The sequence below is a fragment of the Streptomyces sp. CNH287 genome (assembly GCF_000424825.1).
The window spans coordinates 170,383-191,289 of sequence record NZ_KE384253.1 but is presented as its reverse complement, the minus strand read 5'-3'; the positions used below and the strand labels follow the sequence as shown (position 1 = coordinate 191,289).

14 protein-coding genes are annotated in these 20,907 nt (G+C 72.9%); 10 read left to right on the top strand and 4 right to left on the bottom strand.

The annotated features are described in order from the left end of the window. Window positions 1–112: 112 nt before the first annotated feature. The 4 genes from H299_RS0130325 to H299_RS37045 all read left to right on the top strand — a co-directional run bounded on the left by H299_RS0130325 (window position 113) and on the right by H299_RS37045 (window position 6,920). Complete coding sequence (locus H299_RS0130325; protein ID WP_027751504.1) at window positions 113–2,479, top strand: MMPL family transporter; 2,367 nt, start codon at window positions 113–115, stop codon at window positions 2,477–2,479. 54 nt (window positions 2,480–2,533) lie between these two features. Beyond that, window positions 2,534–3,349 carry a hypothetical protein gene (locus H299_RS37050; RefSeq protein ID WP_051262989.1) on the top strand — a complete coding sequence of 272 codons (816 nt, stop codon included), beginning with the start codon at window positions 2,534–2,536 and terminating at the stop codon, window positions 3,347–3,349. A gap of 219 nt (window positions 3,350–3,568) precedes the next feature. Beyond that, entirely contained in the window at window positions 3,569–3,742 is a 174-nt protein-coding gene (locus H299_RS39775; RefSeq protein ID WP_158692412.1) for a hypothetical protein, read from the top strand. Between the two features lie 37 nt (window positions 3,743–3,779). Further along, window positions 3,780–6,920 carry a helix-turn-helix transcriptional regulator gene (locus tag H299_RS37045; RefSeq protein WP_486587492.1) on the top strand — a complete coding sequence of 1,047 codons (3,141 nt, stop codon included), beginning with the start codon at window positions 3,780–3,782 and terminating at the stop codon, window positions 6,918–6,920. 35 nt (window positions 6,921–6,955) lie between these two features. On the opposite strand, the gene H299_RS0130305 is transcribed toward H299_RS37045, so the two are convergent. The 4 genes from H299_RS0130305 to H299_RS0130290 form a co-directional block, all read right to left on the bottom strand. Beyond that, window positions 6,956–7,177 (bottom strand): DUF6191 domain-containing protein, encoded by a 222-nt coding sequence (locus H299_RS0130305; protein ID WP_486587491.1) that lies wholly within the window; start codon window positions 7,175–7,177, stop codon window positions 6,956–6,958. 119 nt (window positions 7,178–7,296) lie between these two features. Continuing rightward, window positions 7,297–8,475: a PQQ-dependent sugar dehydrogenase gene (locus H299_RS0130300; protein ID WP_486587503.1), complete on the bottom strand. Its 1,179-nt coding sequence runs from the start codon at window positions 8,473–8,475 to the stop codon at window positions 7,297–7,299. 124 nt (window positions 8,476–8,599) lie between these two features. After that, window positions 8,600–9,382 carry a class I SAM-dependent methyltransferase gene (locus tag H299_RS0130295; protein ID WP_027751501.1) on the bottom strand — a complete coding sequence of 261 codons (783 nt, stop codon included), beginning with the start codon at window positions 9,380–9,382 and terminating at the stop codon, window positions 8,600–8,602. 207 nt (window positions 9,383–9,589) lie between these two features. Further along, complete coding sequence (locus H299_RS0130290; RefSeq protein WP_027751500.1) at window positions 9,590–10,654, bottom strand: aldo/keto reductase; 1,065 nt, start codon at window positions 10,652–10,654, stop codon at window positions 9,590–9,592. 70 nt (window positions 10,655–10,724) lie between these two features. Here H299_RS0130290 and H299_RS0130285 point away from each other — a divergent pair, with 70 nt between their 5' ends. From H299_RS0130285 to serA, 6 genes are all read left to right on the top strand, one after another. Further along, window positions 10,725–11,702 (top strand): 2-hydroxyacid dehydrogenase, encoded by a 978-nt coding sequence (locus H299_RS0130285; protein WP_027751499.1) that lies wholly within the window; start codon window positions 10,725–10,727, stop codon window positions 11,700–11,702. A 221-nt stretch (window positions 11,703–11,923) separates the two neighbouring features. Beyond that, complete coding sequence (locus H299_RS37040) at window positions 11,924–15,112, top strand: EAL domain-containing protein (RefSeq protein WP_078513161.1); 3,189 nt, start codon at window positions 11,924–11,926, stop codon at window positions 15,110–15,112. Window positions 15,113–15,360: 248 nt separating this feature from the next. Further along, on the top strand, window positions 15,361–17,235 hold the full coding sequence (locus H299_RS0130275) for an acetolactate synthase large subunit (protein ID WP_027751498.1): 1,875 nt from the start codon (window positions 15,361–15,363) through the stop codon (window positions 17,233–17,235). 21 nt (window positions 17,236–17,256) lie between these two features. Continuing rightward, window positions 17,257–17,781, top strand: coding sequence for an acetolactate synthase small subunit (gene ilvN / locus H299_RS0130270; RefSeq protein ID WP_027751497.1), 525 nt, complete (start codon window positions 17,257–17,259; stop codon window positions 17,779–17,781). A 68-nt stretch (window positions 17,782–17,849) separates the two neighbouring features. Then, the gene (gene ilvC, locus H299_RS0130265) at window positions 17,850–18,848 is read left to right on the top strand and encodes a ketol-acid reductoisomerase (RefSeq protein ID WP_027751496.1); all 999 of its coding nucleotides are present in this window, start codon (window positions 17,850–17,852) and stop codon (window positions 18,846–18,848) included. 245 nt (window positions 18,849–19,093) lie between these two features. Next, the gene (gene serA / locus H299_RS0130260) at window positions 19,094–20,683 is read left to right on the top strand and encodes a phosphoglycerate dehydrogenase (protein ID WP_027751495.1); all 1,590 of its coding nucleotides are present in this window, start codon (window positions 19,094–19,096) and stop codon (window positions 20,681–20,683) included. Window positions 20,684–20,907 lie beyond the last annotated feature (224 nt).

The window sequence follows — 20,907 nt, the reverse complement described above, 5'->3', positions numbered from 1 at the left end:
GAACGATCTCTGTTCACTGTCAGAGTGCGAAACGTTGCCACATACACAGGCATGTGCTCTTTGAGGGTGAGTAGTCCCTGAAAGACCTACAGATCGAGCAGGGAACTCCCATATGGCCCGACTCACCCGGTGGTGTCTGCGCCGCCGTCCCGTCGTCATGATCCTGTGGCTCGTCGCCCTCATCGGCGTGGGAGCCACCGTAGCCGTAGCGGGCACGGCGTACTCGAACGACTACGGCGTCTCCGGCACCGAGTCCGCGCGCGCCGGTGAGCTGATGGGCGAGGGTTTCCCGCGGCAGGCGGGCGAGAGCGACACCGTCGTGTGGCGGGCGGACGGCACGGACGCGGGGGTGCGCGGCGCCGAGGTCGAGGCGCGGATGAGCCAGGCGCTCACCGGCATCGCCGCGCTGCCGGGCGTCGCAGAGGTCACCGGCCCCTACGGACCGGACGCCGCCGCCGAGAGCGCGGGCGGTCCGGGAGCATCCGGTGGGGCGGACCGGGCGGACCGGGCGGACCGGGCGGACGGGGCGGGCCGTGCCGAGACGGGCGACCGGATCAGCGCCGACGGCCGCACCGCGTACGCCACCGTGCACTTCGAGGCACCCACCGAGGACCTGGAGCAGAGCCGGGTGGACGCCGTCGTGCACGAGGCGCGGGCCGCCGCCGACGACGTGCCGGGCCTGGACGTGGCGCTGGGCGGTCCGGGGATCGCCTCCACCGAAGGAGCCACCTCGCACCTGAGCGAGCTGATCGGGGTCGGCGCCGCGGCCGTCGTGCTGCTCCTCGCGTTCGGCTCGCTGGCCGCGATGCTGCTGCCGCTCATCACCGCGCTGGTCAGCGTGGGGACGGCCTATCTGGGGATAGGGCTGCTCGGCCACCTGATGACGCTGGCCGACTTCGCGCCCATGCTCGGCACCCTGATCGGACTGGGCGTCGGCATCGACTACGCGCTGTTCATCGTCACCCGGCACCGGCGCGGCCTGAAGCAGGGGCTCCCGGTGCCCGTCGCCGCCGAACAGGCCGTCGCCTCGGCGGGCCGGGCCGTGGTGTTCGCCGGGGTGACCGTGTGCATCGCCCTGCTGGGGATGCTGGTGCTGCGGCTCGACTTCCTCAACGGCGTCGCGGTCGCCGCCTCGCTGACCGTGGTGCTGGCGGTGCTGGCCTCGGTGACCCTGCTGCCTGCCCTGCTCGGCGTGATCGGCGACAAGGCGCTCAGCCGACGGGAGCGCGCGCGGCTGGCGGCGGACGGGCCGGTGGACCCGGAAGGCGGTACCGGCCCGGCCGCCCGCTGGGCCGCACTGGTGGAACGGCACCCCAAGCTGCTGGGCGCCGTCGCCACGGTCCTCATGGTGGTGCTGTCGCTGCCGGTGCTCGGCCTCCAACTGGGCACCGCCGACCAGGGCAACGGCCCTGGGTCGGCCACCACGCGGCAGGCGTACGACATGCTGGCCGAGGGCTTCGGGCCGGGCGCCAACGGGCCGCTGACCCTGGTGGCCGAGATCGACGGTGCGGCGGGCAAGCTCGCCTTCGACGAACTCCCAGACCACCTGCGGGCCACCGAGGGCGTGGCCGAGGTCACCGGCGCGACGCTCAACGGCAGCGGCGACACCGGGGTCATCAGCGTCGTCCCCGAGAGCGCGCCGCAGGCGGCCGAGACCTCACAGCTGGTGGAGCGGCTGCGCACCGAGGTGCTGCCGCGGCAGACCGACGGGAAGCCGCTAGAGGTCCACGTGGGCGGGCTCACCGCCGGCTACGACGACTTCGCCTCGGTCATCCTCGGCAAGCTGCCGCTCTTCCTGGGCGTGGTCGTCGCGCTCGGCTCCGCGCTGCTGCTGCTCGCCTTCCGCAGCATCGGCATCCCCGTCAAGGCCGCGCTGATGAACGTGATGGCGGTGGCGGCGTCCTTCGGCGTCGTGATCGCCGTCTTCCAGTGGGGCTGGGGCAGCGGCCTGCTCGGCCTGGGGGGCGCCGGGCCGATCGAGCCCTTCCTGCCGGTGATCATGATCTCGGTGCTCTTCGGGCTCTCGATGGACTACCAGGTCTTCCTGGTGAGCCGCATGTACGAGGAGTGGCAGCTGACCGGGGACAACTGCCGCGCCGTACGGGTCGGGCTCGCGGAGACCGGCCGGGTGATCAACTCGGCGGCGGCGATCATGATCGCGGTCTTCGGCGCGTTCGTCCTCAGCGGCGACCGGATCATCGCGATGTTCGGCATCGGGCTCGCCGCGGCCGTCGCCCTGGACGCCTTCGTGCTGCGGACCCTGCTGGTGCCCGCGCTGATGCACCTGCTCGGCGGCGCGAACTGGTGGCTCCCGGGGTGGCTGGAGCGGGTGCTGCCGCGCTTCAGCATCGAACCGGCGCGGGAGCCCGTGCCCGCTTCGCCGTCCGGGCTCGCCGACGGCGCCGCGGCCGGACCGGCGGCAGCCGCCGCGGGCATGCCGGCCCAGCGCGAGGGCGCGGAGGCGGCGTCCGGCTCCTGACCGCTCCCGCACCCCCGGCCGCGCGGCGTACGGGGCGCCCGCGATGATGCCCGCATGGCCCGATTCCGGCACCGCCTCATCGTGGTCCCCGTGCCGCGCCGCTGGTTCGAGGCGTACGTCCTGATGCTGCACGAACTCGCCGAGTCCGTACGGGCCGGGCCCGACGGAGTGCCGCGCCTGCCCGACGGCCGCGTCGTCCCGGGCCTGCGGATGGCGCACGGCGAGTCCGCGCGCCCCGGCACGCGCTACGAAGCGCAGCCGGAGGCGGACGGCTCACGAGTAGCGCTCCTGGTCGAGGAGTGGCAGCGCGCCTCGGCCACCGCCGTACGTCTGGATCTGCGTTCCGCCGACGGCGCGGCGCTCAGCGGGACCGTACGGCTGGTGAGCGCACGGCGCCCCGGCACACTCCGGATCGACGGGGACCTCACCGCTCCGGGCCGGGCATCGGCCCTGCGGCGCGCCACCGGGACGCTCCGGGTGGACCTCGCGGCCTGGTGGGCCGCGGCCGACCGGCGACGCGGCGTACGGGGCGGCCCGGCGCCCGTCACGTGCGCTGTCGACCACCGGCTGGCCCGTGCCGTCATCCGTGTCACGCCCCGGCGGACGGCTTCCGGCCGCATGGAGCTGACCTGCTCGCTCTCCGTACGGGGGCGCGCGTGGGCCCGGCCGCTGGCAGCGCCGGCGCTCCTGCTCGCGCGGCGGCGGGTGCGGCGCGAACTGGCGTCCGCGCTGGAGCAGCTGGCCGCCGGCTGGAACCGCGAGGTACCCGCCGTACTGCGCAAGGACGCCGCCCGGCTGCGGGCGGAGCTGACGCAAGCGCTGCTGCGGGCCCCGGAGGCGGCGGACGGTGCGGACGGGGCGGCCACCTGAGGCCGTGCGCCGCGGCGGCGAGGCCGCGTAAGTACCTCACCGCCCCCTGCGCCCCGTCCGCCGCGCCCCGGGCCCGGGCCTAAGGCATCCCGCCCGGCCGGCTAAGGCCCCGCCCGCCGCCGACACTGGGCAGACGCCCGATGTGGCGGACCCCTCCGGGAGAAGAGAGTGGAGCCATCAACGAGATGGACCCCACGAAGTTCCCGAGGAGCGCACACGATGTTCGAGTCCCAGTACCAGGCACAGCTGCTGAGGATCGAAGACCTCTACCGCGACGCCGCCGAGGAGCGCCGCGCCCGGTTCGCCGTCGCGGGCCGTCTGCCGCGCCGGACCGGCAAGGAGCACGAGGGGCGGGTGAGGCGGCACGTCATCCGGCGGACCAGGGTCGCGTAGGCGGCCGGCGATGCCGGTCAGCCCAGGACCTGCCGAGATGTCGGTGGCGAGTGTCATGCTGGACGGCGTGGAGAACAACACAGCCGTCAGCCCCGTCTTCGTAGGTCGCCGAGAGGAGTTCGCCGCGCTCACCGAGGCGCTCGCCCGCGCCGGGGCGGGCGAGCCGCAGGCGCTGCTCGTCGGTGGCGAGGCGGGCGTCGGCAAGACCCGCCTCCTGGAGGAGTTCCTCGCCCACGCGCGCGCAAGCGGCGCCGTCACCGCGCTCGGCGGCTGTCTGGAGCTGGGGGCGGACGGCCTGCCGTTCGCCCCCTTCGCCACGGCGCTGCGCTCCCTGCACCGCTCGCTCGGCAGCGCGGAGCTGACGGCGGCGGCGGGTGGCCGCGAGGCGGAACTCGCCCGGCTGCTGCCGGACCTGGCGACGCCGCAGTCGGCCGCCGCCCCCGCCTACCGCGAGACCTACGGCGACGAGGACGGCCGGGCCCGGTTCTTCGAGCTGACCGCGCAGCTGCTGGAGCGGCTGGCCGGTGAGCGCACCCTGGTCCTGGCGATCGAGGACCTGCACTGGGCCGACCGCTCCACGCGTGAGCTGCTCGGCTATCTCTACCGTTCGCTCCAGTCCTGCCGCCTCGTCCTGATCGCGACGTACCGCGCGGACGACATCCACCGGCGCCATCCGCTGCGCCCCTTCCTCGCCGAGCACGACCGGTTGCGTACCGTCCGCCGCGTCGAACTGCCCCGGCTCAGCCGGGGGGAGGTGCGGGAGCAGATCGCCGGTATCCAGGGCGTGGCCGAGCCCGAAACCGAGCTGGTCGAGACGGTCTTCGCGCGCACGGACGGCAATCCGTTCTTCGTCGAGGAGCTGACGGAGAGCTGCGGCACCTGCGGCATCAGCGACTCCCTGCGGGATCTGCTGCTGGTCCGGATCGAGGCGCTGCCCGAGCAGGCACAGCACGTGGTGCGGATCGCCGCCCAGGGCGGCTCCACGGTCGAGCACACCCTGCTGGCGGCGGTGTGCGACCTGCCCGAGGAGGAACTGCTCGAAGCCCTGCGCGCCGCTGTGGGAGCCAACGTCCTGCTGCCCGTCGAAGACCTCGGGAACGACGGGGGCTACCGCTTCCGGCACGCGCTGCTGCGCGAGGCCGTCGGCGACGACCTGCTGCCCGGCGAGGGCGCCCGGCTGAGCCGCCGATACGCGCAGGCGCTGGAGGCCGATCCCGGCCTGGTGCCCGCGGAGATGCGGGCGACGCGGCTGGCACACCACTGGGTCCGCGGCCGGGACGCCGCCAAGGCGCTGCCCGCCCTGCTCGCCGCGTCCGTCGAAGCCCGCGCCCAGCACGCGTACGCGGAGCAGCACGCGCTGCTGGAGCGCGCCATCGAGCTGTGGGACGACGTCCCGGAGGACATCCGCGCGCAGGTGCGGCCCATCGACGACGCCGAGGCCTATCCGGCGTGCGCGGCCGAGCCGCAGGCGCAGTCGCTGCGCTTCATGGACCTGCTCGCCGAGACGGTCGTCGCGGCCCGGCGAGGGGGCGAGATGGAGCGCGCGCTCGCCGTCGCCAAGCGCGCGCTGACGATGCTGGACGAGAGGCGGGACGCGCTGCGCGCCGCGTGGTTCTGGGTGCAGCGCTCCCTGGGGATGGACGCGCTGGGGCGCGGCGACGGCTGGGACGAGATAGCCCGGGCGCAGCAGCTGGTCCGCGGTCTCCCGCCGTCGGCCGTGCACGCGGAGGTGCTGACCGCCGTCGCCGGCTGGGGCATGCTGCACGCTCCGGGGGCGGACGCCCTGTCCACGGCGATGCGCGCGGCCGAGCTGGCCCGGGTCGTGGGCGCGCGGCAGACCGAGATCGCCGCCCGGATCACGCTGGGCGTGCTCATGGTGCACTCGGGGGATGTGGAAGGCGGTCTGGCCGAGATCCGTACGGCCCGCGATCGTGCCCAGGAACTGGGCGCCTCCGTCCAGGTGGGCCGCGCCGGAATCAATCTCGCCGCCGAACTGGACCTGGTCGGCCGCTCGGCCGAGGCCGTCGAGGAGGCCGTGCGGGGTGCGCGGGCGGCGCAGGAGCACGGCAGGCGGGACCAGCAGTCGTTCGCGATGGGGAACCAGGCGTCCGCGCTGCGGTCGATGGGGCGCTGGAAGGAGGCCGCCGAGGTGCTGGAGGGCGCCCGCCGCCTCGCGGTCTGGCCCACCACCCGCGGCTGGCAGGACCTGGTAGCCGGCCAGCTGGCGCTGGACCAGGGCGACTTCGCCGCGCTGGAGGCAGCGCACGCCAGGGGGCGGGAGCTGCTGGCCCAGCGGCGGCAGCCGCAGACGGAGATCCGGCTGCGGCACTTCGCCACCGTCCTCGCGGCGCGCAGAGGCGACTACGCCGAGGCGCGCGCGGAGCTGGCCGGCGTGCTGCGCCAGAAGATCGGCGACGGCATGCACCAGCACGTGTGGCCGCTGCTGTTCACGGCGGCCAGCAACGAATCCGATGCACGGGGCCTCCCCTCGGCGGAGCCGGGGCGGGCCGAGACCCTGGCCGACATCCGCCGGGTGGCCCGCACCCTGGCGCACCCCGCCCCCGTGTGGGAGGCGTACGCGCGGCTGGTCACCGCCGAACTGACCCGTGCGGAGGGCGCGTCCGACGCGGCGAAGTGGGCGGAGGCCGCCGCGGCCTTCGAGCCGCTGGAGCGGCCCTACCAACTGGCGCAGGCCCGGCACCGCTGGGCGGAGGCGCTGCTTTCCGGCACCGGGCCGGGGGCCGCGCCGGTGGCCGCCGTCGGCGCACCGGAGCCGGACCCCCGGGCCCGGGCCGCCGAACTGCTGGTCGCCGCGTACACGGTGGCCGCGGAGCTGGAGGCGCTGCCACTGCGGGAGGAGGTCGAGCGGCTCGCCGGGCGGGCGCGGATCGACCTGCGTGCCGCAGGCGAGGGCGGGCCGGGACGGGGGAGCACGGCGGCCGAGCCCGCCGGGCCGGCGGCGTCGTTCGGCCTCACCGCCCGGGAGCGCGGCGTCCTGGAGCTGGTGGCGGCCGGGCGTACGAACCGCCAGATAGCCGAGCAGTTGTTCATCTCACCGAAGACCGCCAGCGTGCACGTGTCGAACATCCTGACCAAGCTGGGTGTGGCGGGCCGCGGCGAGGCGGCGGCGATGGCGCACCGCCTGCGGCTGGTGACGGGCGCGGTGGCCGGCGGCTGACCGCGGGAGCGGGCGGGAGCGGAGGCGCCCGCCCGTCAGACGGAGGTGTCCGCCCCGTCCTCCTCCGCCGACTCCTCGACGCGCGGCCTGGGCGGGAGCACCGCCTCCTCCGGAGCGAGGACCACTATCCGGCCCGACTGCAGATCCACGGGCCCGCAGCCCGGCCCGTGGTCGCCCTCGACCACGCGGGTGTGCTCCAGCCGCTGCCGCTCGTCCTCGGCGTGCTGGGCTCCGGGGGTAAACAGTTCCTCGGCCATTCCGAGCATGATGCCCCTCCCCTTCCCGCCTTGCGGGACAGGTGCGGAGCGGCCGCCGCACGACACGGGCGTACGGAGGGCAGCTCCGGCGGCGAGCCCGCGCGGCCGGTCCGCTTCGGTCAGCTCACCTTCAGCTTCAGGATACGGTCATCGCCCTTCTCCGGTGTGCCCCGTGAGTCCGTCTCGCTGGTGAGCACCCACAGTCCGTCGCCGCCGTCCGAGGCCACCGCGCGCAGCCGCCCGTACTTGCCCTTGAGGAACGACTCGGGCTCGGCCACCGGCTCGGCGCCCGCCAGCGGGACCCGCCACAGCCGCTCGCCGCGCAGCGAGGCGAGCCAGACCGAGCCCTTGGCGACGGCGATGCCGCTCGGTGAGGCGTCCTTCGTCCGCCACTCCTCGACCGGGTCGGTGTAGCTCCCCTCGTCCTCGGTGCGGCCCTCCGCCTCGGGCCAGCCGTAGTTCTTGCCCGGCTCGATGAGGTTCAGTTCGTCCCAGGTGTCCTGGCCGAACTCGGAGGCCCACAGCCGCTCGTCCTTGTCCCAGGCCAGGCCCTGCACGTTGCGGTGGCCGTAGCTGTAGAAGACCGAGTCCGACTCGGGGTTGCCGCGGCCGGGCGGGTCTCCGTCGGGGGTCATGCGCAGGATCTTGCCGCCCAGCGACTCCTTGTCCTGCGACTGCGCGCGGTCCCCGGCCTCGCCCGTGCCCGCGTAGAGCATCTTGTCCGGGCCGAAGGCGATGCGCCCGCCGTTGTGGATCTGGCCCTTGGGGATGCCCTTGAGGAGGGTGTCGGGGGCGCCGAGCTGGTTCCCCGGTTCCTTCTTCTCGTCGTAGAGCATGCGCACGATGCGGTTGTCCGAGGCCGTGGTCAGGTAGGCGTAGACCATCCCGGCGTCTCCAGGCGGCACCGCGATCCCCAACAGCCCGCCCTCGCCGCCGGGAGCGACTCCGGGTACGGCGCCCAGCTCCGTCTTCTTGCCGGTCCGCTCGTCGACCCGGAGGACCGTGCCGCTGTCGCGAGAGGAGACGAGCAGATCGCCGTCGGGCAGGGCAGCCAGCCCCCAGGGGGTCTTGAGCCCCGTGGCCACCGTCCGCTCCACCTTCACCGACCCCTTCGCGGGCGGGGCGCTCGCGCTGCCGGAGGGGCTCGCGGAAGGCTTCTTCGGCGAGGACGGGCCGCTCTTGCCCGGGGAGCCGCCGCGGTCCTCGCCGGACGAACCCCCGTCGGACGAACAGCCGGCCGTGAAGAGGGCGCCGGCGGCGAGCACGGCCACGGCCGCCCTGGCCCGCCCTCCGGACAGCGGATGCCTACGCACGTTCAGCGCCTCCCGAAATACGCGGATCACCGGCGGACCACCCGCCGGGTGATCGTCCTGCCCAGGACATCACATCCGCCACGGTACGCGGCGGGGCGGGCACCCGGGGTCAGACGTGCGAGCCGGCAGACGGCGGCACCTCGACGACGAAGAAGAGGAAGCAGGGTTTGGCCGACAGGTCGCGGAAGCCGTCGGGGAACAGCTCGCGGGCGGCCGGGTCGGGGCGCGGTTCGCTGAGGGCGGAGAGCCGGAAGCCGGCCGCGGCGAAGGCGCCGGTCATCGCGTGCAACGACTTGCGCCAGAACCTCATCGGGACGGTCTGCCCGTTCAACATCCAGTCGAAGCTGTAGCTGGTGGTCGCGAAGTAGTCCGGCCGGGGCTCGTGGATCGTGTAGGCCACGAAGGGGTGGTCCACCGACGCGATCAGCCGGCCGCCGGGCCTGAGCACCCGCCGCAACTCCGCCAGCGCCGGCCCCCAGTCCTCCAGGTAGTGCAGTACCAGCGACGCGACCACGTCGTCGAACTCCCCGTCGCCGAACGGCAGCGGGCCGCCGAGGTCGGCTTGGTGCAGGGCCGCGTCGTCGCCGAGCCGCCGCCTGGCCAGCGCCAGCATGCCGGCGCTGGCGTCGATGCCGGTGACGAGGGCACCGCGGTCGCGGAGCGCAGCGGACAGGGGACCCGAGCCGCAGCCGGCGTCCAGAATCCGGCGGCCGGACACCTCACCGGCGAGATTCAGCATCGCGGGCCGCTCGTAGTACGCGTTCACGAGGCTGTCCTCGTTCTCCGCCGAGTACGCCCTGGCGATTCTGTCGTAGTCGTTCACCTGGTCCTGGTCCTGGTCCTGGTCCGCGGACTGGGCGGGGCTCCGGGGTACGTCTGTGTCGCGTTGCATCGTCACAGGGTAGTGGTCACATGATCGTGCCGGGCGCCTCTCTCCCCGGCCGGGCACGGACCGGGCGGGGACGGACAGAACCTGATGCCGCGTCGGGCGAGGCCGTCCCGTGGCGAGGCGTCCTGGTGCGGTGCGTCCGCCGCCCTCGGCGCTGCGGCCGGGGAGGCCCCTCGCCATGGGCTGCCCGGGCTTTCGGCCGACGCGGCGCTAAGGGCTGTCCCAGGATTCCTGTGCCCGGGGCAGGGCCGAGATCTCCGCGAGGTCCTCGGCGCTGAGCACCAGATCCGTCGCCGCCGCGTTCTGCGCCGCCCAGCGTGCCTTCTTCGCTCCCGGCACCGGCACCACGTGCCGCCCCTGCGCCAGCAGCCAGGCCAGCGCGACCTGTGCCGGGGTAGCGTCCCCGTGCCGCCCGGCTATCCGGCGCAGCCCGGCCACGATCGGCTGGTTGGCGGCCATCATCTCGGCCGTGAAGCGGGGGTGCCGGGCCCGGACGTCCTCCTGCTCGAAGCCGCTGCCCGGCGTCAGGGTGCCGGTCAGGTAGCCGTTCCCCAGCGGCATCGCCGCCAGGAGACCCACGCCGCGCGCCTCGCACCAGGGCAGCAGCCCCTCCAGCGCCTCGCGGGACCACACGGACAGCTCGGCCTGCACACTGCTCACCGGGAAGACCTGCTGGACTCTGGCCAGTCGGCGCAGCGTCGGCCCGTACAGCGCCGAGCCGCCGGAGGTGCCGCCGCCTCCGCTCCCGCCTCGGCCGCCCCGGCTGCCGGTACGGCGGTCGGCGGCGCGGCGGTCGGCGCGCGCGCCCATGGCGCACAGCCCGAGCGCCCGCACCTTCCCGGCGGCGACCAGCTCGCCCATCGCTCCCCAGGTCTCCTCGATCGGCACCTCGGGATCGGGGCGGTGCAGTTGGTAGAGGTCGATCACCTCGGTCTGGAGCCGCCGCAGCGAGGCGTCGCACGCGCGTTTCACGTAGCCCGGCCGCCCGTTGGCCACGAGGTGCTGCTCGCCCGCGACGAGGCCGCCCTTCGTGGCGACGAAGGCGTCGCCGCGGCGCTCCCTGAGCACCCGGCCGATCAGCAGTTCGTTGGTGAACGGCCCGTACATGTCGGCGGTGTCGAGCAGCGTGCAGCCGCGGTCCAGTGCCGCGTGCACCGTGCGCAGGGAGCCCTCGCCGTCCTGCTCGGAGGCGGCGTACGCCCAGCTCATCGGCATGCAGCCGAGGCCGATCGCGCCCACCTCGAGAGCCGCCGCACCGACAGTCCTGCGCTCCACGTGGATGAACCCCCTCCTGACGGCCCCAACCTAGCGGGTGCCTCCGACACCCTTCGCATAGCCTCTGGCCATGGCTTCCGTCTCCCCGCGTCCGCACGTCTCCGTACCGTCCGCCGACGAGGTCTGGCTCCCTTTCCCGCCCGGCGGGATCGAGGATCTGCCCGGATCGCTGACCTACCGCCACTGGGACGGCGGCGCGGACTTCCCCGCGGACCCGGCGCGCTGCGCCTTCTACGTCACGCCGTACATGAAGGGGCCCACAGTCGCCGTACGCCCGCTGCGGCACATGACGGGTCTGCGAGTGGTGCAGACTCTCACGGCGGGCGTCGACCACGTCACCCCGGCCCTCCCCGATCTGCCCACCGGGACTCAGCTGTGCAACGCACGCGGTGTCCACGACACCAGCACGGCCGAACTGGCACTCGCCCTCATCCTCGCCTCCCTGCGCGGCATCCCCGAGTTCGTACGGGCGCAGCCGTCGGGCAGTTGGCGCCCGAGCGTGCGCCCGGCGCTCGCGGACCGCGTGGTGCTGATCGTCGGCTACGGCGGGATCGGTGCCGCCGTCGAGGAACGGCTCGTCCCGTTCGAGGTGACGGAGGTGCTGCGGGTGGCACGTTCGGCGCGTACGACGGCGCGCGGGCCGGTGCACGCCCTCACCCAGCTGCCCGAACTGCTGCCGCGCGCCGACGTCGTGATCCTGTGCACCCCGTTCACCGAGGAGACCCGCGGCCTGGCCGGAGCCGACTTCCTGGCCCGGATGCCGGACGGCGCGCTGCTGGTCAACGTCGGACGCGGGGGAGTGGTGGACACCGGGGCCCTGCTGGCCGAGTTGTCGGCGGGCCGGCTGCGGGCGGCGCTCGACGTCACCGACCCCGAACCGCTGCCCGCCGGCCACCCGCTCTGGCAGGCTCCGGGCGTGCTGATCAGCCCGCACGTCGGCGGACCTACCACGGCTTTCCCGCCAAGGGCGGAGCGCCTCCTGCGCGCGCAGTTGCACCGCTGGGCGGCCGGTGAACCCCTCGAGCACGTCGTCGCCGTCGCGGACTGAGCCGCGCGGATTCGTACATCGCTCTTGGTCGTCACAGTCTGTATCGGAACTATGTCCCTGTGTGACCGTCCTGGTGTATCGTCCCGACGGGGGGCGAAACCAGGACACGAGGGGGGCTGAGGGCGAATGCGCGGCCAACGGACACACCGCAGAACGCGTCATGCGTGGTGCGGCCTGCACGGCACATCCGGACACCGGCCCGGTCCGTCCCGGGAGGCGCCATGAGTGCCCAGGGGGCGGTCCCCCGCAACAGCTGCTGGGCCTCGCAGCCGCCGTCCGCGCCCGCCGCCCCGGTGGCCCCGCCCCGGTCGCGGTGCACGCCGCCGCGTGCGGGCGGGGCGCCGGGCCGGCCCTGGTACGGCGCGGCGTCCGGCAGTGTGGTCCCGCAGCTCGTACTGGCCGCCTTCTGCGGCGCGTACGCCACAGGCGCGGCCTTCAACTGGGGCTCCGAGACGCTCTCGCTGGTCATGGGCGACTTCGGGCTCAGTGCGGCGGCGCTGCTCGCCGCCGCCTCCTGCCTGTGGTACGCCCATGTCCACCCGGGCGACCGCTTACGGCCCGCCTGGTTCCTCTTCGGTCTCTCCTCCGCCATGGCGGGGCTCGGCAACGCCGTCTGGGGCTGGTACGAACTGGTGCTGGGCCAGCCGGTCCCGCGCACCTCGATCGCCGACTGGTGCTTCCTGCTGTTCGCTCCGCCCGCCATCATCAGCCTGTTGGTGTTCGCCAAGCGTCCGCTGACCCGTTCCGGCTGGATCTGCCTCGGGCTGGACGCCTGGCTCATCGGCGGATCGCTGCTGACCCTCTCCTGGTCGCTGGCGCTCGTCCACATCGCCGCCTGGCGGGACGCGACGGTGGCCCGCGCGGCGCTGAGCCTCGCCTATCCGCTGCTGGACATCGTGCTGGTCACCATGGTCCTCGCGCTGCACTTCCGCCGCTCGACGGCCGGGCGCCCCGCGGTCAACACCGCGATCGGCGCACTGGCTCTGACGGTGCTGTGCGACGCGATGTTCGCCTTCCCCTCGATCCGCGAGAGCTACCACTCCGGGCAGCTCCTCGACGCAGGCTGGTTCGCCGGGTCGCTGCTGCTCGCCTACGCGCCCTGGGCCGGCCGCTCCACGCCCTGGCGCCGCTCCGCCGACCGCGTGCGGGTGCGTCAGGAGGCGCCCTTCGGTCCGGCCGAGCCCGCGTCGGAGCACGGGCACCCCGCGAGCGCCCCCTCGGCGCCTCCGACCGCCCCGGCGCCCGCAGCTTCGGCCGCCGCGCCGCCGCGGGCCGCCGCCCGGGGGAAGGCCCGCGAGCCCCGGCCCACGCCGGCGGGGCGCCCCGTGGCGGGCTCGCTCGCGGCGCTCACCCCCTACCTCGCCGCCGCCGTCTGCACGCTGGGCATCATCTACAACTCGATACACGGCCGGGAGATCGACCGCGTCGTCCTGTTCACCGGCTGCACCGTCGTGCTCGCCCTCGTCGTACGCCAGGGCATCATGCTCGTCGACAACATCTCGCTCACGCACGAGCTGGCCCAGAAGGAGAACCACTTCCGCTCCCTTGTCCAGGGCTCCAGCGACGTCATCATGATCGCCGCGGCCAGCGGGGCGCTGCGCTACGTCTCACCCGCCGCCTCCGGCGTCTACGGGCGGGACGGCGACTGCCTCGTCGGCACCGAACTGGCCTCACTCATCCACCCGGAGGATCTCGCCCGCGTCCTGCACGAGGTGCGCCGGTTCCTGGCCACCCCGGCCACCACCGAGCCCTCCACCCGCATCGAGTGCCGCATCCGGCACGGCGCGGGCCACTGGCTGAACGTCGAGTCCACGGTGAACCGCTATCACGGCGGCCTCATCTTCAACAGCCGCGACGTGACGGAACGCGTGCGCCTCCAGGCCCAGTTGCAGCACAACGCCTCGCACGACCCGATGACCGACCTGCCCAACCGGGCCCTGTTCACCGAGCGGGTCCGCCAGGCCCTCAGCGGCCGGCGGGGCGGCGACAGCGAGTCCGCGGTCCTCTTCATCGACCTGGACGGCTTCAAGGCGGTCAACGACACGGTGGGGCACCAGGCGGGTGACGAACTCCTCATCCAGGCCGCCCGGCGCCTCCAGGACTCCGTCCGGGCGGGGGACACCGCGGCGAGGCTGGGGGGAGACGAGTTCGCCGCCCTCATCCTGGGCGACGGACACGCCCGCTCCCCGGGAGCCCGCGACGCCCGCGTCCGCGAGATCGCGGACCGGCTCCGCCTCACCCTCTCCGAGCCCTACCGGGTGGAGGGCACCGTGGTGCGCGTCGCCGCCTCCATCGGCATCGCCTTCGCCGAGCCGGGCATCTCCCCGGCCGGGCTCATGCGCAACGCCGACCTCGCCATGTACCGCGCGAAGCAGGCGGGCAAGGCGCAGGTGAAGCTCTACGCGCCGCAGATGCAGGGGGACGTGGCCCGCCGGACCGAGCAGGCGACCAAGCTGCGCAGCGCGCTGCACCGCGGTGAGTTCACCCTGCTGCACCAGCCGGTGATCGAGCTGGCCAGCGGCGTGGTCACCGCTGTGACGGCACAGGCCAGATGGCGTTCCGCCCAGGGCATACTCTTCACCCCCGCGGAGTTTCTCCGCCCCGACGGCGCGCACGGCACCGAGCCGCAGGGCGACCGCGCGTCCGAGATGAGCGCCTGGCTGCTGGAGGAGGCGGTGGCGCAGGCCGCGGCCCGGCACCGGGCCGGGTTCGACGCGCCGGTGACCGTACGCCTGTCGGCCGGCCGGCTGACCCACCGCGCCCTCGGGCTCGGGACGGTCGAGACGCTGCTGGAGCGGCACGGACTGCCGCCCGGCGGCCTGATCCTGGAGCTCTCCGACAGCGACCCGCGCATACCCCTGGACGAGCTGGAGCAGCGCCTCACCGGGCTGCGCGGTCTCGGCGTGGGCATCGCGCTGGACGGCTTCGGCAGCGGGTACGCGGCCATGGCCGCACTCCGGCGGCTTCCCCTGGACCTGCTGCGACTCGACCGCGGCCTGGTCGACGGCATCGCCGAGTCCGTGCGGCTGCGCAAGATCACCGCAGGGCTGCTCCGCATCGCGGGTGACCTGGGCCTGTCCTCGGTCGCGGACGGCGTCGACCTGCCCGAGCAGGTCTCCGTCCTGCGCGCGATGGGCTGTACGCACGGCCAGGGTGCCGCGTTCTCCGAAGCGCTGGACGAGCACCGCCTGCGCCGCGCGCTGGCCGGCGGCGGGTTCCCGGTGCCCGGGCGCGGTGCGGAGCCGGTGGAGCACGGCGGGAGCGGCGGCGCAGGCGGGAGCGGGAGCAACGGCCGCTCCGTGGTGGTCGCGGGCTCGCTGTCCGCGCGGCGTGCGGGGAATCCGGCGTCCGACCAGGTCGGACCACCCGCGATGCGCCCAAATAGTGAGACGTCCGTCCCACCCGCTTGACACCTACAGGCCGCTCGGAGGAAGGTCAATGTCATGCGCACCCGAATTCTCGTACTTGGACAGCGCGTCCGCTGACCCGGGGCTGCTCTCACCCCCCGATCACCAGCGACGCGCTCCCCTCGCTTGCCTCGCGGCACGGGGGGTTTTTTGTTGCACCGATGCCCCGGCGCCACCCGGGATTCGGGCCACGAACGACACCAACCGTACAAAACGAGCGTCAACCTTCACTCTCCGAGAAGAGACAGCCGATGACCGAGCAGGCCACCGGGGCCCCCAAACCTCAGCCGCGGGCCCGTACCGGCGGATCACAGCAACAGGCCGCACCGGGCCGAGTCGAGCACATGACGGGCGCCCAGTCCCTCATCCGTTCGCTCGAGGAGATCGGCGCCGACACCGTATTCGGCATCCCCGGCGGAGCGATCCTTCCCGCGTACGACCCGATGATGGACTCCGCCAAGGTGCGCCACGTCCTGGTGCGCCACGAGCAGGGCGCGGGCCACGCGGCCACGGGATACGCACAGGCGACCGGCAAGGTCGGTGTGTGCATGGCCACTTCGGGTCCCGGTGCCACCAACCTCGTCACCCCCATCGCCGACGCGCACATGGACTCCGTCCCGCTCGTCGCGATCACCGGCCAGGTGGCCTCCCGCTCCATCGGCACCGACGCCTTCCAGGAAGCCGACATCTGCGGCATCTCGATGCCGATCACCAAGCACAACTTCCTGGTCACCGAGGCCGCCGACATCCCCCGGACCATCGCGGAGGCGTTCCACATCGCCTCCACCGGCCGCCCCGGCCCGGTCGTCGTCGACATCGCCAAGGACGCCCTCCAAAACCGCGCGCCCTTCTCCTGGCCGCCGCAGCAGGACCTGCCCGGATACCGGCCGGTGACCAAGCCGCACGCCAAGCAGATCCGCGAGGCGGCCAAGCTGATCGGCGAGGCCGCCCGGCCGGTGCTCTACGTCGGCGGCGGTGTGCTCAAGGCGCGCGCCACCGCCGAGCTGAAGGTGCTGGCCGAGCTGACCGGCGCTCCCGTGGTGACGACGCTGATGGGCATCGGCGGCTTCCCGGACAGCCACCCGCAGCATCTGGGCATGCCCGGCATGCACGGCACCGTCGCCGCCGTCACGGCGCTCCAGAAGTCCGACCTGATCGTCGCCCTGGGCGCCCGCTTCGACGACCGGGTGACCGGGAAGCTCGACTCCTTCGCCCCGTACGCGCAGATCGTGCACGCCGACATCGACCCGGCCGAGATCGGCAAGAACCGCGCGGCCGACGTGCCCATCGTCGGTGACGCGCGCGAGGTCATCGCCGACCTGATCGTCGCGGTCCAGTCGGAGTACGAGGCGGGCCGCAGGGGCGACTACACCGACTGGTGGAAGCAGCTGAACCGCTGGCGCGAGACCTACCCGCTGGGCTACGACCTGCCCGACGACGGCTCGCTCTCCCCGCAGCAGGTCATCGAGCGGATCGGCAAGCTCGCCCCGGAGGGCACCGTCTTCGCCGCAGGCGTGGGCCAGCACCAGATGTGGGCCGCGCACTTCATCGAGTACGACGAGCCCGCCACCTGGCTCAACTCCGGCGGCCTGGGCACCATGGGATACGCGGTGCCCGCCGCGATGGGCGCCAAGGTCGGTGCCCCGGACCGCACGGTCTGGGCGATCGACGGCGACGGCTGCTTCCAGATGACCAATCAGGAGCTGGTGACCGCCGCGCTCAACAACATCCCGATCAAGGTCGGGATCATCAACAACGGCGCGCTCGGCATGGTCCGCCAGTGGCAGACCCTCTTCTACAACCAGCGCTACTCCAACACCGTGCTCAGCTCGGGCGGCGGGACGGGCCCGGACGCCGACGGCGAGCCGCCGCTCAAGGGCACCCGTGTCCCGGACTTCGTCAAGCTGGCCGAGGCGATGGGCTGCGTGGGCATCCGCTGCGAAGATCCGGCCCAGCTGGACGCGGTGATCGAGAAGGCCAACTCCATCAACGACCGCCCGGTCGTGGTCGACTTCATCGTCCACGAGGACGCGATGGTCTGGCCGATGGTCGCGGCGGGCACCTCCAACGACGAAGTCATGGCGGCGCGCGGCGTCCGGCCCGACTTCGGCGACAGCGACGACTGAGGAATCGGAGATCCACGACAGATGTCCAAGCACACGCTCTCCGTCCTGGTGGAGAACACACCGGGAATCCTCGCCCGGGTCGCCGCGCTCTTCTCCCGGCGCAGCTTCAACATCGACTCCCTCGCGGTCGGTGTCACCGAACACCCCGACATCTCCCGCATCACCATCGTGGTCAATGTCGAGGACCTTCCGCTGGAGCAGGTCACCAAGCAGCTCAACAAGCTGGTCAACGTCCTGAAGATCGTCGAGCTGGAGCCCGGATCGGCCGTCCAGCGCGAACTCGTTCTGGTGAAAGTGCGGGCCGACAACGCGACCCGCTCCCAGATCGTCGAGATCGTCCAGCTCTTCCGCGCCAAGACGGTCGACGTGGCGCCGGAGGCCGTCACCATCGAGGCCACCGGGAGCAGTGACAAGCTCGAGGCGATGCTGAAGATGCTGGAGCCGTACGGCATCAAGGAGCTGGTGCAGTCAGGCACCATCGCCATCGGGCGCGGCGCGCGCTCCATCACCGACCGTTCCCTGCGGGCGCTCGAACGCAGTGCCTGACCGCACCGCGCCGAAGCCCCCTACGCACCGCACCGACTCACGCACAACGAATCAAGGAGTTCAGAGAAGTGGCCGAGCTGTTCTATGACGAAAACGCCGACCTGTCGATCATCCAGGGCCGCAAGGTCGCGGTGCTCGGCTACGGCAGCCAGGGCCACGCCCACGCGCTGTCCCTGCGCGACTCGGGTGTCGACGTCCGGGTGGGCCTGCACGAGGGCTCCAAGTCCCGTACGAAGGCCGAGGAGCAGGGCCTGAAGGTCACCACCACGGCCGAGGCGGTCAAGGAAGCCGACGTGGTCATGGTCCTGGTCCCGGACCCGATCCAGGGCAAGGTGTACGAGGAGTCGATCGCCCCGAACCTCAAGGACGGCGACGCGCTCTTCTTCGGCCACGGCCTCAACATCCGCTACGGCTTCATCAAGCCCCCGGCCGGTGTCGACGTCTGCATGGTCGCCCCGAAGGGTCCGGGCCATCTGGTCCGCCGCCAGTACGAGGAGGGGCGCGGCGTGCCCTGTATCGCCGCCGTCGAGCAGGACGCCACCGGCAAGGCGTTCGAGCTGGCGCTCTCCTACGCCAAGGCCATCGGCGGCACGCGGGCCGGTGTCATCAAGACCACCTTCACCGAGGAGACCGAGACCGACCTCTTCGGCGAGCAGGCGGTCCTCTGCGGCGGCACCTCGGCCCTGGTCAAGGCTGCTTTCGAGACCCTGGTCGAGGCGGGCTACCAGCCGGAGATCGCCTACTTCGAGTGCCTGCACGAGCTGAAGCTGATCGTCGACCTCATGTACGAGGGTGGCCTGGAGAAGATGCGCTGGTCCGTCTCGGAGACGGCGGAGTGGGGCGACTACGTCACCGGTCCCCGCATCGTGAACGACCAGACCAAGGCCGAGATGAAGAAGGTCCTCGGCGAGATCCAGGACGGCACCTTCGCGCACAACTGGATGAAGGAGTACGACGCCGGCCTGCCGAACTACAAGACGTACAAGAAGGCCGACGAGGACCACCTGCTGGAGACCACCGGCAAGAAGCTCCGCAAGCTCATGAGCTGGGTCGACAACGACGCCTGACAGCTCTGTCGGCCGGTGGCGGACCGCGGCAGCGGTCCGCCACCGCCCGCCCCGGGACGTACGGCGCCACGGTCGGGTGATCAATGCCCGGAAGGGGCGGTACGACCCGCGCCCGGTGGATACACTGCCCAGCACAAGCGCGTCACAGGCTCACAGCGTCGTGCGTCTCCACGCGGCTGCCAACCCACCGCCTTCGGCCGTCGGGACGCGGCCGTCCGCACAGGACAAGTGAGGACTGAGACCCAGTGAGCAAGCCCGTAGTACTCATCGCCGAAGAGCTGTCGCCCGCCACGGTCGACGCGCTCGGACCGGACTTCGACATCCGCCACTGCAACGGCGCCGACCGGGCGGAGCTGCTTTCGGCCATCGCCGACGTCGACGCCATCCTGGTGCGCAGCGCCACCAAGGTGGACGGCGAGGCCATCGCGGCGGCCCGCAGGCTCAAGGTCGTGGCGCGCGCCGGGGTCGGCCTCGACAACGTCGACGTGCCGGCGGCCACCAAGGCCGGTGTCATGGTGGTCAACGCCCCGACCTCCAACATCGTCACGGCCGCCGAGCTGGCCTGCGGCCTGCTCGTCGCCACGGCGCGCAACATCCCGCAGGCCAACACCGCGCTGAAGAACGGCGAGTGGAAGCGCAGCAAGTACACGGGTGTCGAGCTGGCGGAGAAGACGCTCGGCGTCGTCGGCCTGGGCCGCATCGGCGTGCTGGTCGCGCAGCGGATGTCCGCCTTCGGCATGAAGATCGTGGCCTACGACCCCTACGTGCAGCCCGCGCGGGCGGCGCAGATGGGCGTCAAGCTGCTCAGCCTGGACGAGCTGCTCGAGGTCTCCGACTTCGTCACCGTCCACCTGCCCAAGACCCCCGAGACGCTCGGTCTGATCGGGGACGAGGCGCTGCACAAGGTGAAGCCCAGCGTCCGCATCGTGAACGCCGCGCGCGGCGGCATCGTGGACGAGGCGGCGCTGGCGTCGGCGCTCAAGGAGGGCCGGGTCGCGGGCGCGGGCCTGGACGTCTACTCCTCGGAGCCGTGCACGGACTCGCCGCTGTTCGAGTTCGACCAGGTCGTGTGCACTCCGCACCTGGGCGCCTCCACCGGTGAGGCGCAGGAGAAGGCGGGCGTCTCGGTCGCGCGTTCGGTCCGCCTCGCGCTGGCGGGCGAACTGGTGCCGGACGCGGTGAACGTCCAGGGCGGCGTGATCGCCGAGGACGTGCGCCCGGGGCTGCCGCTCGCGGAGAAGCTGGGCCGGATCTTCACCGCACTGGCCAGCGGGGTCGCCGTCCGCCTCGATGTCGAGGTGTACGGCGAGATCACCCAGCACGACGTCAAGGTGCTGGAGCTGTCCGCCCTCAAGGGCGTCTTCGAGGACGTCGTGGACGAGACGGTGTCGTACGTCAACGCGCCGCTGTTCGCGCAGGAGCGCGGCGTGGAGGTCCGGCTGACCACGTCCAGCGAGTCGGCCGAGCACCGCAACGTGGTGATCGTGCGCGGCACCCTGGGGGACGGCGAGGAGGTGTCGGTCTCCGGCACACTCAGCGGCCCCCGGCACCAGCAGAAGATCGTCGCGGTGGGGGAGCACGACATCGACCTCGCGCTCGCCGACCACATGGCCTTCCTGCGGTACGGCGACCGGCCCGGTGTCGTCGGCGCCGTCGGCCGCATCCTGGGTGAGGCGGGCATCAACATCGCCGGCATGCAGGTCTCGCGGGCCACTGCCGGCGGCGAAGCGCTGGTGGCGCTGACGGTGGACGACACCATCCCCGCCGCCGTGCTCACGGAGATCGCCGACGAGATCGGCGCCACCTCGGCGCGCAGCGTCAACCTCCAGGACTGACACCGGGGACCCCGGGCCGGGCCTTCGCGCCGGGCGGGCCCGGACCAGCGCACTGTCGCTGGTCCGGGCCCTTTCTGCTTTTTCCGGCGGGCGGTTCTCCGCTTCCGCGGTGGCAATTCCGTGCGGGTCGGCACGCATTTCCCGCGTGTCCGTTCGACTACCGGGAGGCATCTGCAACGGGTCTGGCGACTTGTCTATCACTTCGACCTACGCGGATGAAAAGT